18 protein-coding genes are annotated in these 13,852 nt (G+C 44.9%); 16 read left to right on the plus strand and 2 right to left on the minus strand.

The annotated features are described in order from the left end of the window. Nucleotides 1–158: 158 nt before the first annotated feature. Together G3341_RS12585 and G3341_RS12590 are read right to left on the minus strand one after the other, a co-directional pair. Nucleotides 159–1,184 (minus strand): phage portal protein, encoded by a 1,026-nt coding sequence (locus G3341_RS12585; RefSeq protein ID WP_121875179.1) that lies wholly within the window; start codon nucleotides 1,182–1,184, stop codon nucleotides 159–161. Continuing rightward, nucleotides 1,184–2,941 (minus strand): terminase ATPase subunit family protein, encoded by a 1,758-nt coding sequence (locus tag G3341_RS12590; RefSeq protein WP_163862221.1) that lies wholly within the window; start codon nucleotides 2,939–2,941, stop codon nucleotides 1,184–1,186. The genes G3341_RS12585 and G3341_RS12590 overlap by 1 nt, the downstream gene beginning before the upstream one ends. Nucleotides 2,942–3,084: 143 nt before the next feature. Between G3341_RS12590 and G3341_RS12595 the strand changes: the two genes are divergently transcribed. From G3341_RS12595 to G3341_RS20900, 16 genes are all read left to right on the plus strand, one after another. Continuing rightward, nucleotides 3,085–3,918, plus strand: a complete 834-nt coding sequence (locus G3341_RS12595) for a GPO family capsid scaffolding protein (protein ID WP_163862225.1) — start codon at nucleotides 3,085–3,087, stop codon at nucleotides 3,916–3,918. A 24-nt stretch (nucleotides 3,919–3,942) separates the two neighbouring features. Then, on the plus strand, nucleotides 3,943–5,028 hold the full coding sequence (locus G3341_RS12600; protein WP_163862228.1) for a phage major capsid protein, P2 family: 1,086 nt from the start codon (nucleotides 3,943–3,945) through the stop codon (nucleotides 5,026–5,028). Continuing rightward, complete coding sequence (gene gpM / locus G3341_RS12605) at nucleotides 5,028–5,720, plus strand: phage terminase small subunit (RefSeq protein ID WP_163862231.1); 693 nt, start codon at nucleotides 5,028–5,030, stop codon at nucleotides 5,718–5,720. Before G3341_RS12600 ends, gpM begins: the two co-directional genes overlap by 1 nt. Nucleotides 5,721–5,786: 66 nt before the next feature. Further along, nucleotides 5,787–6,251 (plus strand): head completion/stabilization protein, encoded by a 465-nt coding sequence (locus G3341_RS12610; protein WP_163862233.1) that lies wholly within the window; start codon nucleotides 5,787–5,789, stop codon nucleotides 6,249–6,251. A gap of 28 nt (nucleotides 6,252–6,279) precedes the next feature. After that, entirely contained in the window at nucleotides 6,280–6,483 is a 204-nt protein-coding gene (locus tag G3341_RS12615; protein WP_121875173.1) for a tail protein X, read from the plus strand. 24 nt (nucleotides 6,484–6,507) lie between these two features. Next, nucleotides 6,508–6,822, plus strand: a complete 315-nt coding sequence (locus G3341_RS12620; RefSeq protein WP_409097264.1) for a phage holin, lambda family — start codon at nucleotides 6,508–6,510, stop codon at nucleotides 6,820–6,822. Beyond that, nucleotides 6,819–7,220 (plus strand): structural protein, encoded by a 402-nt coding sequence (locus G3341_RS12625; protein ID WP_121875172.1) that lies wholly within the window; start codon nucleotides 6,819–6,821, stop codon nucleotides 7,218–7,220. The genes G3341_RS12620 and G3341_RS12625 overlap by 4 nt, the downstream gene beginning before the upstream one ends. Beyond that, nucleotides 7,217–7,762, plus strand: coding sequence for a DUF2570 domain-containing protein (locus G3341_RS20545; protein ID WP_208852750.1), 546 nt, complete (start codon nucleotides 7,217–7,219; stop codon nucleotides 7,760–7,762). The genes G3341_RS12625 and G3341_RS20545 overlap by 4 nt, the downstream gene beginning before the upstream one ends. After that, on the plus strand, nucleotides 7,740–8,171 hold the full coding sequence (locus G3341_RS12635) for a phage tail protein (protein ID WP_163862237.1): 432 nt from the start codon (nucleotides 7,740–7,742) through the stop codon (nucleotides 8,169–8,171). Before G3341_RS20545 ends, G3341_RS12635 begins: the two co-directional genes overlap by 23 nt. Further along, nucleotides 8,164–8,778 carry a phage virion morphogenesis protein gene (locus G3341_RS12640; protein WP_163862240.1) on the plus strand — a complete coding sequence of 205 codons (615 nt, stop codon included), beginning with the start codon at nucleotides 8,164–8,166 and terminating at the stop codon, nucleotides 8,776–8,778. Before G3341_RS12635 ends, G3341_RS12640 begins: the two co-directional genes overlap by 8 nt. Before the next feature lie 69 nt (nucleotides 8,779–8,847). Then, complete coding sequence (locus G3341_RS12645; RefSeq protein WP_163862243.1) at nucleotides 8,848–9,486, plus strand: phage baseplate assembly protein V; 639 nt, start codon at nucleotides 8,848–8,850, stop codon at nucleotides 9,484–9,486. Continuing rightward, nucleotides 9,483–9,824, plus strand: a complete 342-nt coding sequence (locus G3341_RS12650) for a GPW/gp25 family protein (protein ID WP_121875247.1) — start codon at nucleotides 9,483–9,485, stop codon at nucleotides 9,822–9,824. The genes G3341_RS12645 and G3341_RS12650 overlap by 4 nt, the downstream gene beginning before the upstream one ends. Nucleotides 9,825–9,827: 3 nt before the next feature. Beyond that, nucleotides 9,828–10,736, plus strand: coding sequence for a baseplate assembly protein (locus G3341_RS12655; protein ID WP_163862246.1), 909 nt, complete (start codon nucleotides 9,828–9,830; stop codon nucleotides 10,734–10,736). Then, nucleotides 10,729–11,340, plus strand: a complete 612-nt coding sequence (locus G3341_RS12660; protein ID WP_163862249.1) for a phage tail protein I — start codon at nucleotides 10,729–10,731, stop codon at nucleotides 11,338–11,340. Before G3341_RS12655 ends, G3341_RS12660 begins: the two co-directional genes overlap by 8 nt. Beyond that, complete coding sequence (locus G3341_RS20735) at nucleotides 11,337–13,118, plus strand: phage tail protein (RefSeq protein WP_244316430.1); 1,782 nt, start codon at nucleotides 11,337–11,339, stop codon at nucleotides 13,116–13,118. The genes G3341_RS12660 and G3341_RS20735 overlap by 4 nt, the downstream gene beginning before the upstream one ends. Beyond that, nucleotides 13,118–13,750: a tail fiber assembly protein gene (locus G3341_RS20900; RefSeq protein WP_348273350.1), complete on the plus strand. Its 633-nt coding sequence runs from the start codon at nucleotides 13,118–13,120 to the stop codon at nucleotides 13,748–13,750. The genes G3341_RS20735 and G3341_RS20900 overlap by 1 nt, the downstream gene beginning before the upstream one ends. Nucleotides 13,751–13,852 lie beyond the last annotated feature (102 nt).

The raw sequence follows: 13,852 nt of genomic DNA on the forward strand, positions 1-13,852 counted from the left end.
TAATTAGTGAGGGGGGATTTCTGCGGATTCGTCTTGGCAGTGCCACTTTGATATAATATCGTGGGGTCTTATTATTATAGGAGCCATCAAGATCACCTACATGTAGGCGAAAAAATACCGCCTCGGTGGGCGGTAATATTTATTCTATTGTCATTAACTTAATCGTTATCATCATCTAGCTTATACGGCTCAAACTGTATTACTTCTTCCCCGCACCAGTCGTTTAACTGTTTCATCTTGGCCTGTAGCGGTATTAGTTCATTGCGCACAAATACCTTTGCCGCCTTTTCAACATCTCCAAAACCGCCGGTGTTTTGTGGAATGATACCCATCATTTGTGGTGGTACCCGATGCGCTGCTAACATATCATCACGGCTGACATTCTTAATATTCAAAAATTCATCTTTGGCCGCGACTTCACTTAAGGGCATAACTTGAATGCCGTCCTTCTTGCCGTTCGGTGCATACAAAAACAGATTACGGAAATTGCCTGGTCCTCGACTGCTACGTACTGCTTTACGAATATTCTCTATATCTGTGGGGGATTGCGAAGAATCACTGATATACATGATGTAACCAGCATGGCTACCATTCAGATAATAACGGCGACGAAATAACGTTGCGGATTCATTGAGCAATGTTGATGGCAGTGCAGCCAAGTATTCAGGCAGGCCATAAAGCTCTTGATTCACATCCGGCTCTATCAAATGAAATACGCTACCTTGATTGAATGCGAACGGCTCACTTTCATAGCCGTATTTCACAAACCAATATTGCTCGTCATCGGTACCTCGGCGCGTATATTTCGCCGGTGTATGCTTGAATTTTAATAGCCCGCCGAGTTGATTGGTTCGTTCTTCAAGATATGCATTACCGAACATCAAAAAGTCGAGTGAAAAGCTGTCGAACGTTTGTCGGTCTAGTAGTCGGTGTGGCTTAAAAGTACTGGTTAAAATATTGCGTTTGACATAAATAGCACTGCTGTGATGCGGCGCGGCACGAAACGCTTTTGATAATCCATTAAAATTAATCGGCGGTTCGTACCAATTCTCCATCCTTACACATTCAAGGTAATCATAGATTTCACGGCTATCAAGAACAGAAACCGGCTCACCAAATGTGAACGCCTCTACGCCGCCAGTGTTTTGCAATTGATTTTGTTTTTTACGATTTCTACGGCTCATTAGTAAAGCTCCACGATATTATGATGTTGGGTGCTGTCACCCGTGATCGGTTCATTGAACAAAGCATGCATGGTTGCCCATGCTAAATCGGCGTGACTGGCGTCCTCGCTGCGACTGGCTTCATATGTTGGTCGGTTACCGCTAGCCGTTGTTGAGCGGCGAATGGCCATAAAGGATTGAATAATGTCCGTATCCCCAGCGTCGAACTCTAAGCGACCGCTGTTGATCACATCCCATGCTTTAAGCACTAATGCATTTTTCATCGCAGGGTTATAGACAAATTCACGGGCTTGCGGGAAAAATTCTAAAACAGATTGATAAACACCGTGGCCAATACCGGTTGAGTCAATGCCAATATACTCGACATTATAGCGTTCGGTCAGTTGCTTGATGGCTTCCGCTTGAGCGCGAAAGTCCATACCGCGCCATTGATGGCGTTCAAGAATGCGGAATGAGCCGCCCATCATGGATGGCGGCGCTATCACTACGCAACCTGCACTGTCACCATTTTCTGTACCTTTGGCGGGGTCGTAGCCAATCCAAACAGAACGATATCCATAAGGCCGGTACATTTCAGGTTGAAAGTCTTCCCATGCATCCCAACTATCAACTAAGCAGCGCTGCATTAGCTCTAGCGAGAAAATAGATGCGATATCATCAACAAAATCACACATCAGTAAGTTTTGATATTCATCGGGGCTGTATTCCAGCCTTAACTGATTAATATCAAATAGATTACAGCCGCCTTTTATCGCATCTTCCACGGTGACAATTTGACGCCATTGACCATCTTCACACAGTCTGCCGGCGGCAAGTGCGCTATGGCTAATATCAATCTCTATGCGATCAGCTTTAGAGCGACCGCGATTAAATAATTTTCCTGACCAGAACGGGTACGCGCTATGTGTGAGACTTGAAGGTGTTGAAAAATAGGTTTGACGCCACTTTTTATGCATCGCCATACCGCTGGCCACTTTGCGCAATTCAAGAAATTTAGGTATCCAAAAGAACTCATCTAAATATAAATTACCGTGGTAACTTTGTGCTGTCCGTGCATTGGTACCGAGAAAATACAGGGTTGCGCCATTAGGCAAAACTATCGGATCACCTTTTAAGTCAACATCAACCTCTCGCGCCATATCAATGATGTATCCTTTGAATACATGCGCTTGAGCCTTACTCGCCGATAAAAAAATCTGATTTCGCCCTGTGATCAGCGCATCCATAAACGCCTCTCGAGCAAAAAAATAAGTCGCCCCAATTTGACGCGATTTCAAAATGTTGCGAATTCGGTGTTTATGCCCTGCGCTGTACCATGTTTTTTGGTACGCAAACATATTTTCACGAAACATCTCTTCTAACTTTTCGATCTGTTCTTCGCTAAATACATTTTTATCGGGTGCGCGGCGTTCGCCGGCATTGCGGTTGGCCAACTTCGGATTTAAATCAACTTCATTACCGCCGTTTTGGTATTTGCGGATTTTTGCGTGACGTTCGACTTGCCGGTACAACAAGTCAATTTCTTTAAAGTCTTTGCCTTCCTTATTTTCTTTGCCTAGCAAGGTACAAAGCCGCATTTCCAGTGTCATTTCAACACGTTCAATCGGCGTAATGTCATCCCACTTGTCGCGCCGTTTCCAGCTATGAATTGTGGCTGATTTTTCGTTAAGCAGTTCAGCAATACGTGCGATCCTGTACCCATTAAAATACAGGTGCATCGCGCGTTTACGGGGTTCAAAATCGTGTAATGTATTCATGCGGTCAGATTACTGGTCGCCATTCTTCCGCGCGCTCGCCTTGTGTTGTACCTCCCCCCTTTACAACAACGAATCATTGTCTCTGTCATGTAAACACTGGAACCATAAGCCTATTATTCTGATGTGACTGATGGAGTCATTAAATGGCGAAAAAAACAAAGCCAGTGCGTATTTGTGTTGAGGGGGCTACAACCGATGGCCGCACAGTACCGCGCAATTGGTTAACTGAAATTGAAAAGAATTACGATCCGAAGGTCTACGGTGCGCGCATTAACCTTGAGCATTTAAATTATGAATGGATGCCGCGTTTTGGTGATGTGGATTCCGTCTATACCGAAGAGATCACTGAAGGCGCACTAAAGGGCAAGTTAGGGCTTTATGCAAAGTTATCGCCGACTGACGACCTGATCCAAATGAACCAAAAACGCCAAAAAGTTTATACCTCTGTCGAGATTAGCCCGAAATTTTCTGATACTGGCGAGGCTTACTTAGTTGGCCTCGCGGTCACTGATCGCCCTGCTAGTCTTGGCACTGAAATGCTGCAATTCAGTCAAAACAGTGGCACTCACCCACTTTCAGAACGCAAACAATCAAAAGACAACGTTTTCACTGCGGCTGAAGAGACGCTTTTTGAGTTTGAAGACGAACAACCCGAAGAGCCAAAAGGTCCATCTCTATTTGCTCGTATTACTGAAATTATTGGCCGCAAAAGTAAAAACGATGATGCCCGTTTTACGGACGTCAATAAAAGCGTTGAGCTGTGCGCAAAAACCATTGATGACGTACAAGCCGAGGTCACTACCCTGAAAGCGCAATTAAACGATTGCCAAAAAGACAGCGATGAACTGAAAGCACTACGCACTGAACTGACTGAACTAAAAACCCAGTTAACCAACACTGATAACAGCGGCAAACAACGCCCTCAATCGCTGGGCAATAGTGGTGCACCGGCAGCGGAATATCTGACGGATTGCTAATTAGCCCCTAATTTGAGAACAGACATGAAAAAACATACCCGATTTCAATTTAATGCATTTTTGACTCAACTAGCCTCATTGTTAGAAGTGGAGACAGAGGCACTTTCAACAAAAGTTGAAGTGAATCCGTCAATTGCGCAAAAACTGGAAGATAACATTCAGCAAAGCGCCGCTTTCCTGACCATGATTAATGTCGTTCCTGTTGATGAACAATCAGGGCAAGTGATCGGTTTGGGAGTAGGCTCCACTATTGCCGGTACAACCGACACGACAAAAGAAGACCGAGTACCGACAGACCCTAGTTCACTAACGGATATTGAATATAAATGTGAACAAACGAACTTTGATACTGCATTGACATATCAAAAACTGGATTTGTGGGCGAAATTCAAAGATTTCCAATTGCGCATTCGTAACGCGATCATTCGCCGCCAAGCGCTTGACCGCATCATGATTGGTTTTAATGGTGTTACTCGCGCCAAAAAATCTAACCGTGAAGTGAATAAATTGCTGCAAGACGTGAATATTGGTTGGCTGCAAAAAGTCCGCAATGATGCCCCTGAGCATGTCGTGAGTGACGTCAAAGATGAGAACGGCGCAGTTATTTCAAAAACTATTCGTGTTGGTATCGGTGGTGACTTCTCCAACCTCGACGCACTGGTTATGAGTGCTGTTGATGATTTGATTGATGAAGAGTACCAAGATGACACCGAAATTGTTGTGATTTGTGGTCGTAAGCTGCTGAGCGATAAATATTTCCCACTTGTCAATAAAGACCAAGAAAACAGCGAAAAACTGGCCGCTGATATGATCATCAGCCAAAAACGGATTGGTGGTTTACAAGCTGTTCGTGCGCCGTATTTCCCTGAAAACGCACTATTCATCACTCGCCTTGATAACTTGTCTATTTACTGGCAAAACGAGACCCGCCGCCGTCACATTATTGATAACCCAAAACGCGATCAAATCGAAAACTACGAGTCAGTCAATGAGGCTTATGTGGTTGAAGACTATCGCGGCGTGGCCTTGATTGAAAATATCGAAATGCTCACAGCACAAGTCAAAGCGCCTGAAAAGGAAGAAACTGAGACAGAAAAGGAAAGCGCATAGTGAGTAATAGCATTTTTCGTCGTCACGTTATCCGCATGAGTGCCGAAAAGGACGCGCAACAGCGCGATCCCATCACACAAACTAGCTCGGCTTATACCCAAATGGTCTTAATGATGAACGCTGACCGCCGCCGGCTAAAGCGCATTCAGTCATTTGAACGTAAAGCCAGCGTGAAGCGGGAAATGCTACCCAATTATGCACCGTGGGTCGCGGGTGTTTTAGCCAGCGGAAAAGGACAACAAGATGATGTCACTATGCGCGTGATGCTCTGGCGTGTCGACGCCGGCGATTGGCACGGTGCGCTAGATATTGCTGAATATGCTTTGCGTTATAACCTGAATATGCCTGAAAAGCACACCCGAACAACGGGTTGTGCTATCGCAGAAGAGATTGCCGATCAGGCAGAAAAGCAATATGTAGCCAAAAACCCAATCCCATTAGATGTCTTAACTCGCACAATGGAATTAACCATTGATGAAGATATGCCAGACCAGGTGCGAGCGAATCTTTACAAATGGTTAGGCTATGCACAGCGAGACAATAACCAGCCGCAACCAGCGACGTGCTCATGGTTGCGTGCGCTTGAGTTAAATGATCGTGTTGGTGTGAAACAAGATTTGCGACAGCTAGAAAAATACTTAGAAAAGCAGCAACAAACCAACACTACATTACAGAACGAGCCACCGCGCTAGGGCGGCACAGAGACACAACTTAGGTTAACGCCTCTGTCCACCGCCCACCTATTAAGAGGTGTCAGTATGGATTTTACATCCACGCAATCACAGAACATCACTGATGAGGTGTTTCACAGTGGTGATTTTTTTCCCGATATTCACGCGCGGGATTATCAGCAATCTATGTTAACAGATGGCAAGGTCACGCCTGAACGCCTTCGCCACGCGATCACTAACGCCATTATTGAAATCAATCGTGAGTTGGCAAACTGGCGACAAACGCAAATCACCAACGGCTATATTTCGATGGATAAAGTGCCGGCTGATTTTATCAATGATGACAGTGAATTAGTTCTACTTTATCGCCGAGCCGTTTACAGCCAAACCAAAGCCAATTTGACCGAACGTTACCGCGATGTTGATACCACTAACAGCGGTGAAAAAAAAGCCGAGGGTCTAGGTACCACAATTGATGAACTGTGGCGTGATGTGCAGTGGGCAATTCAGCGCATCAAGGGGCAATCACACAACATTGTTGAGTTGATATGAAAGTGAGTTGATATGAAAGTGAGTTGATATGAAAGTGACGGCACTGCAAGGCGAAACGCTGGATGCACTGTGTTTTCGGGTGTTGGGGCAAACGGCGGGCATGGTCGAAAAAGCCTTAGAGCTTAACCCGCGTTTAGCGGAAATGGGCGCTATTTTACAACATGGCACATTAGTTGAACTCCCTGATATCACCGAGCCGCCGCAAAAAGTCCTGATCCAACTATGGGATTAATAACACCCTCAATAGGGGGATGGTATGAAAACGATGAAAGAACATTTAACGGAAATTTTCGAAGCATTGAAAAACGCATGGCCGCAATTATCTGGTGTCGCATTAGCCATATTTATTCGCTACGCCATTTTTATTTATGACGGTGATACCCGTAAAAATAAATGGGCCGAATGTTTATTGTGTGGCGCACTTTCTTGGGCGGTGATCAGTGGTGCTGAGTTTATCGGTATCCCTGAAGCGGCCTCCGGCATGATTGGCGGGGCAATTGGTTTTTTAGGTGTTGAGAAAATACGAGATATCGCGCACCGCATGATTAACAAACGATTGGGGGATAAATGACACCACGAGGCATACGTAATCACAACCCCGGAAATATTCGCCATGGGGCTAAATGGCAAGGTCTAAGCGAACAGCAAACAGACCGTAGTTTTTGCCAGTTCACGGATCCTGTTTGGGGATTGCGCGCATTGTTTAAATTACTACTCAATTATCAAAAATTGCATGGCCTGTGTTCTATACGCGTAGTGATTAATCGCTATGCACCACCCATTGAAAACCATACTGAGAACTATATTCAGGCAGTAGCCAATAGCCTCAATGTCAGTCCTGATGACTGTTTAACATTGGAAGATAAAGCCGTTTTATTTGAAATAAGCAAGGCGATTATCAAGGTTGAAAACAGTAACCAGCAACCCTATAGCCAGCAACAATTTGAAAAAGCGTACAGCCTGTTATGAGTAAAACGCCACTGACATTGGCTGTCATTAGTATATTCCTTGTGGGATGGCTTATCTTTTTGTTGGACAAAAGCGAAGCATCCCGCAAGCGTTTAGTGAATGCAAATAACCAACTCGCAAGTGAACTTGCGATGCAACAGCACATTATTGCCGACCAGTCATTACAGTTTCAGCGCTTTAATCAGATTGCCGCCAGTGCTTCATCGCGGGGTATTCAGCAGCGCGCTGACGCCGAGGAAAGAAAAATTGAATACAAAACCCTGCTTAAAAAAGAGCCAACCTGTGATTTGCCTGTGCCTCGTGATATTGCTGACAGCTTGCTCAACAACACCTACCGTTTACGTGCCAGCGCAATGCGTTCCCTTGCCGAAAACACTGACCCAGCCAGTACTGCCATCATTGCCCGACAATCTATAACCTACTGTGATTTGGCGCTGTGGGTTAATGCCTTGCTGGCAGACTTAGAGCAGGCCAACACACAGCTGATGGCTATCGAAGACATAGAGGACGCAAGGCAAAATGAAAAAACTGAACAGCATTAAAAATCGGCTGTGCCAAAAAATCCCTTATCTCAAAAGCAACCCTGAAAAGCTCTATTTGTTTGTTGATGATGGCAGCATCATCGCAACCATGGAGCCTTCGCTTTCCTATGAGTACAGCTACAGCCTAAATATCATTATTGAAGCCTTTCCTGATGACCAAAATATTGTTTTTGCCGTAGTGATCGAGTGGCTAAAAGAACATCAGCCCGATATTTTGGCAAACCCCGATAAACGCTCAACCGGCATTCGCTTTGAAGCCGACATTCTCAATAGCCAAAGTGCCAATATCAGTATTGATTTAAAACTGACAGAGCGTGTCATTGTCGCCAACAAAGACGGTAAATATCACGTTGAAGCGGTCAGTGAACCCGTAGACCCAGCCCACGAATGGGATAGCCTGTATGGATGATGCGCTCACCGAACTCAATCACGAACTCGCTGGCCTGCTTGCCCGAGTCTCTCCATCTGAGCGCAAAAAACTGTCGCGGTTACTGGTTCGTGATTTACGTAAAAGCCAAATCAAACGTATTCGCGAACAGAAAAACCCTGATGGCAGCGCCTTTACCAAACGCAAAGCACAGTTTATTACCGTTAAGCGTGAAATGCGTTTTATCTGGCGTGGCCAACAGCGTAATTTAAAAAATTGGCGACAAAGCAGAAACATGATCATCGGCTTTGATGTGGATAAAGGCGGCGCTCGTTCATTTCGAAAAAGCGATATTCAGCGTTTTATTTCAGTCAAAAAAGACCGCGTCAAAATCAAAGGGAAAAGTAAACAGGCTCGCATGTTTAAACGCCTCGCCACTGCGCGTTATATGCGCACCTTTGCCAATGAAAACGAGGCGGCAATCTATTTTGCGCCGGCTGCGGCTAACATCGCCGCCATCCATCAATATGGCTTAAAAGAAAAACTGCGTAATCTGGATATTCAATACCCCGCCCGTCAGTTGCTTGGTTTTACCCCCGAAGATGTGCGCCATATTGAAACTCTGCTTATTAACTATCTCGCCTCCTGATGTTGTAAGCCCACGGCTTACAACACTAAGCCGATGCATTCACGCCATGTTTTCGGGCAGGCTGTCACCATGAACCCAAACACGAAAAATGCGGAGTTACTCCGTTTAATCCGAAACCTGATCCGCACCGGCGTTGTGATTGATGTCGATATTCACCGTGGCTGTCGGGTGCAAACCGGAAACTTACAAACTGACTGGCTACCGTGGATAACCCAGCGAGCCGGTGCAGCGCGTCACATTTGGGCGCCGTCTGTTGGTGAACAAGTGGTGATATTTTCGATTGGCGGTGAGTTGACCACCGGTATTGTATTGACCGGTATTTTTTCGGATGAGCATAGCGAGCCAACCGATTCATTGACCGCCAACCATGTGACCTATTCTGACGGTGCGGTGATTGAGTACGAACCGGCAACCGGTGCCTTAAAAGCCGTTGGCATTAAAACCGCATTGATTGACGCCAGCGAACAGATCACCGCCAATGCACCCGTTGTCACAGTTAACGCCAGTGAGCAAATCCAATTCAATACACCCACTGTTATTTGTTCTGACAACCTCACCTGTGCCACGTTAAATGTGCAAAAAGGTGGCGAAATGACCGGCAACTTTAATCACCAAGGCGGCGCAATCAAATCGAACGGTATCACATTGCATACCCATACTCATGGTGGTGTGCGCTCAGGTGGTGACTCAACAGGTAACCCGCAATGAAATATTTAGGCTTAAGTGCGACAAGTGGCCAACACATCACCGACATTGACCATGTTCGTCAATCAGTGCGCGATATTTTAGTCACGCCAATCGGTAGCCGGCTCGCGCGTCGCTCGTATGGCTCATTGTTATTTCGTTTGATTGACCAGCCCGACAATAACGCGTTGCGATTACAACTAATGGCGGCTTGCTATACCGCGCTACTGCAATGGGAACCGCGTATTCAAATTCAGCGACTCACTATTTCATCGCCAACACCTGCAAGTATTGTCGTTGACTTAAGCGGTGTCTTTTCTGGCACTGAACAATCATTTAATTTTTCAGTACCCGTGAGGTAAACCATGCCAACAATTGATCTAAGCCAATTGCCGCCGCCGGATGTCGTTGAATCATTAGAGTTTGAATTGATTTTTACAGAGCGAAAAAATGCCTTAATTGCTGCGCTGCCCGAAGAACTACGAGGCGCGATTGCTCGCACGTTAGCGCTTGAATCGGAGCCGCTTACTAAGCTATTGCAAGAAAACAGCTATCGCGAATTGATATTACGCCAGCGCATCAATGAGGCCGCGCGAGCTAGCATGGTAGCTTTTGCCGTTGGTAGCGATTTAGACCAACTTGCAGCCAACAATAATGTGAAACGCCTAATGCTATCAGCCGGTGATCCTAATGCCGTTCCGCCTATCCCGCCGGTTTATGAATCCGATGCTGACCTGCGCGTACGTATTCCAAGTGCATTTGAGGGGCTTAGCGTTGCCGGTCCCGTTGGTAGTTACGAACATCATGCACGTAGCGCCGATGGTCGGGTAGCTGATGCCTCTGTGATCAGCCCTGCGCCGGCGTATGTCACGGTGACAGTTTTATCTCGTGAGGGGAACGGTAGCGCACCGGCGGATTTAATTGAAAAAGTCGATATCGCGTTAAACGATGAAGATGTTAGGCCAGTGGCAGACCGTGTCACGGTTCAATCAGCTACCATTATTAACTATGAAATTGATGCTGTGATCTACTGCTATCCCTCACCTGAATACGAGCCAATTACCGCCGCTGCTGAGGCGCAATTAAAACGCTACACCACTCAGCAGCACAGGTTAGGCCGTGACATTGTGCTGAGCGCCATCTATGCGGCGCTGCATGTTCAAGGTGTGCAACGTGTCGAAATCAAAAAGCCGGTTGCTGATATCAAGCTAGACAAAACACAGGCCAGCTACTGCACCAATATTAACGTATCGCTGGGTGGTTCCGATGAATAATCGTTTACTGCCTACCGGCTCATCAACATTAGAACTCGCCGCCGCCGAAGCTTGCGCGCAAATCGAACGTGTACCTATTCCCATTCGTGAGCTTTGGAGTCCTGATTCATGCCCTGTGCATTTATTGCCGTATTTGGCATGGGCATTTAGCGTTGACCGATGGGATAAAAACTGGACGGAGAAAGCCAAACGTGACGCAATTAAAGCCGCGATGTTTATTCATAAACACAAGGGCACTATCGGCGCACTACGCCGCGTGGTTGAGCCGCTCGGTTATTTGATTCGCGTTGTTGAGTGGTGGAAAACAAACGAAACCGCCGGCACGTTTCGCCTTGATATTGGAGTGTTGGAAACTGGCATTACAGAAGAGATGTATCAAGAGTTAGAAGCACTAATTTTTGATGCCAAGCCAGCGAGCCGTCATTTGGCTGGGCTCACTATTCAACTGGAAACACGCGGTGAATTTTATTGCGGGGCATCTAGCTACACCGGTGATTCACTCACTGTTTACGCGTATACACCGCCTTTAATTTCGGTTTCTGGCCTTGACGTTCGCGGCGCGGCTGTTCACTTAATTGATGAAATGAGGATTAATCCACAATGAAATACTTTGCTCTGCTCACTAAATTAGGTGAGAACTTACTCGCTCAGGCAACCGCCTTGGGCACAAAAATAGAGTTAACCCACATGGCCGTCGGTGATGGCGGCGGCTCATTACCTACGCCAGACACCAATCAAACGAAACTGATTGCTGAAAAGCGCCGAGCCGCTATCAATACGTTGTTTATTGATGAAAAGAATAAAAACCAAATTATCGCTGAACAAATCATTCCTGAAGCTGACGGCGGTTGGTGGATACGCGAAATTGGTTTATTTGATAAAGCGGGCAATTTAATTGCTATTGCTAACTGTCCTGAAACCTACAAACCACAGCTTGCCGAAGGCTCAGGCCGTACACAGTCAATTCGTATGGTGTTAATTGTCAGTCATACCGAATCAGTGACCTTAAAGATTGATCCGTCTGTTGTGCTTGCTACGCGTGAATATGTGAATGCTGAAATCACTGTATTAGATAAAAAAATACAATTCGATTTGGCTCAAAAAGTTAATATCAAGCCTTTAGTATTAAATGGAAATAAACCCATTGCAGAACAAGTTTTGGGTGGGCTAGGTAGTGGTATTAGGGCATCCGCGCCTTATCCAGAGGATTCCCCTATTCAAAGTGCATTCAAAGTGTTCCAAATTGGCCCTGATGAGTGGCCAACATTATTAGCATTTGATGCATACGCCGGCAAAGCATGGATAACGACGAGGAAAAATAGCAATGGTGAGCTAAATAAATGGCTTGAATTAACGGGTTTTGTAACACCTGGAGATCTCAATTTAGCATTGCTTAAAAAGTTTGATAAAGAGAATATTTCCCAGCAAGTTACTAACGATGTGAATAAAGTTCCAAGTCTTGACTTATTTGCTAAAGAACTAGGAAAGAAATTGTCATCAGTGCCTGATGCAACAACGGGTACAAAAGGTATTGTTAAGATATCAAATCGTGTAACTGATGATACAACCGAGACAGTACCCACGTCTGCGATAACAAATTATTTACATTTAAATAAAGTGAGTACAAGTGATTTCAACTTAGCACTACTTAAAAAGTTTGATAAAGAGAATATTTCCCAGCAAGTTACTAACGATGTGAATAAAGTTCCAAGTCTTGACTTATTTGCCAAAGAACTAGGAAAGAAATTGTCATCGGTACCAGATGCAACAACGGGGACAAAAGGCATCGTTAAAATATCAAACCGCGCGGGTGATAACACGTCGGAGACTGTTCCTTCTTCGTTAGTGACATATTATCTCTATGAAGAGCTGGGGAAAAAGCTCTCATCGGTACCCGATGCGACAACAAGCACGAAAGGTCTCGTAAAGTTATCAAATAGAATTGCCGATGCTGGCGCTGATACAGTTCCTACCTCTGCACTTGCGGCATACTTAAATGAAAATAAAATTAACATTAGTGATATTGCTAATGATATTGGTTCATCAACCACAAAAGTATTAAGCCAAAAAGCGACGACAGACCGACTGCTTGGAATTGGTCAAATTTGGAAAGATGTGACGAGTTCGAGAGCACAAGGTACGAATTACACAAACTCATCGAGTAAAGCGATCCAAGTTGTCATTACTGCTGCACAATCATCTGCGCAAGTCGCTGTCAATCTTAAACTTTCAATAACAGGCGTTGGTAGCTTTCAATCATCAAGCTACGGAAGTAATGCAGACGCATGCGTGACTTGCATTATACCACCGAGCGCAAGTTATTCCGTGTCAGCATCGGGCGGCTCAGGTATATCAATCACTAAATGGCTGGAGTTAAGCTAATGAACTATTACAAAGATAAAGCCACAAATGTTGTTTATGCATATGACGATGAGCAATTATCACAAGTTGCACGATTGACCGAGCTTGAGTTTTTAATCAGTGAAAAAGAGCCACTATTTTTTGACGCTCAGAACAGCCTACAGCATGCTCAAGATACTTTTGATAATTTAATTGATTCATTCAATGATGGTCTATCAGAAGATGATGTTAATGAATTAAATGAAAAAATTGAAGTTGCTAAGATTGACCTAGATAATAAGTTATTTGAGTTCAATGAAGTGTTTCAAGAATATCAACCACTCAAAATTGAATATGACGCTGTCACCCCTGCGATTTTTGACATACGAGAAAATATTAAACTGTTCAAGAAAATGTCAGAAAAAGAGATTAAAGCACATTTAAACCCACCTATATCTAAAGATCAGCTAATTGCAGAAGCCGAACAGCAAAAGCAATCACTTTTAGCAGAGTCAAATAATGCGATTGCACCTCTACAAGATGCTGTTGATCTCGATATTGCTACTGATGAAGAAATTGCATTATTGAAAGAGTGGAAAAAATACCGCGTTTTACTAAATCGTGTTGATACTTCTTTAGCACATGATATCGATTGGCCACAAAAACCCGAATAACAACAAGGGGTATGTTCCCCTTTGTTGTACCCTTCACTCATACAACACCAATCCCGCGACAACGTTTAATATCAATAACACCATAGAAGCTACCACCAAAAG

It is taken from the genome of Providencia vermicola, assembly GCF_010748935.1.
Taxonomy (GTDB): Bacteria; Pseudomonadota; Gammaproteobacteria; order Enterobacterales; family Enterobacteriaceae; genus Providencia; species Providencia zhejiangensis.

What these genes read in the sequence shown, in the direction of transcription:
- G3341_RS12585 (WP_121875179.1), bottom strand. Translation starts at nt 1,184, where the DNA reads ATGAGCCGTAGAAATCGTAAAAAACAAAATCAATTGCAAAACACTGGC.
- G3341_RS12590 (WP_163862221.1), bottom strand. Translation starts at nt 2,941, where the DNA reads ATGAATACATTACACGATTTTGAACCCCGTAAACGCGCGATGCACCTG.
- G3341_RS12595 (WP_163862225.1), top strand. Translation starts at nt 3,085, where the DNA reads ATGGCGAAAAAAACAAAGCCAGTGCGTATTTGTGTTGAGGGGGCTACA.
- G3341_RS12600 (WP_163862228.1), top strand. Translation starts at nt 3,943, where the DNA reads ATGAAAAAACATACCCGATTTCAATTTAATGCATTTTTGACTCAACTA.
- G3341_RS12610 (WP_163862233.1), top strand. Translation starts at nt 5,787, where the DNA reads ATGGATTTTACATCCACGCAATCACAGAACATCACTGATGAGGTGTTT.
- G3341_RS12615 (WP_121875173.1), top strand. Translation starts at nt 6,280, where the DNA reads ATGAAAGTGACGGCACTGCAAGGCGAAACGCTGGATGCACTGTGTTTT.
- G3341_RS12620 (WP_409097264.1), top strand. Translation starts at nt 6,508, where the DNA reads ATGAAAACGATGAAAGAACATTTAACGGAAATTTTCGAAGCATTGAAA.
- G3341_RS12625 (WP_121875172.1), top strand. Translation starts at nt 6,819, where the DNA reads ATGACACCACGAGGCATACGTAATCACAACCCCGGAAATATTCGCCAT.
- G3341_RS20545 (WP_208852750.1), top strand. Translation starts at nt 7,217, where the DNA reads ATGAGTAAAACGCCACTGACATTGGCTGTCATTAGTATATTCCTTGTG.
- G3341_RS12635 (WP_163862237.1), top strand. Translation starts at nt 7,740, where the DNA reads ATGAAAAAACTGAACAGCATTAAAAATCGGCTGTGCCAAAAAATCCCT.
- G3341_RS12640 (WP_163862240.1), top strand. Translation starts at nt 8,164, where the DNA reads ATGGATGATGCGCTCACCGAACTCAATCACGAACTCGCTGGCCTGCTT.
- G3341_RS12645 (WP_163862243.1), top strand. Translation starts at nt 8,848, where the DNA reads ATGAACCCAAACACGAAAAATGCGGAGTTACTCCGTTTAATCCGAAAC.
- G3341_RS12650 (WP_121875247.1), top strand. Translation starts at nt 9,483, where the DNA reads ATGAAATATTTAGGCTTAAGTGCGACAAGTGGCCAACACATCACCGAC.
- G3341_RS12655 (WP_163862246.1), top strand. Translation starts at nt 9,828, where the DNA reads ATGCCAACAATTGATCTAAGCCAATTGCCGCCGCCGGATGTCGTTGAA.
- G3341_RS12660 (WP_163862249.1), top strand. Translation starts at nt 10,729, where the DNA reads ATGAATAATCGTTTACTGCCTACCGGCTCATCAACATTAGAACTCGCC.
- G3341_RS20735 (WP_244316430.1), top strand. Translation starts at nt 11,337, where the DNA reads ATGAAATACTTTGCTCTGCTCACTAAATTAGGTGAGAACTTACTCGCT.
- G3341_RS20900 (WP_348273350.1), top strand. Translation starts at nt 13,118, where the DNA reads ATGAACTATTACAAAGATAAAGCCACAAATGTTGTTTATGCATATGAC.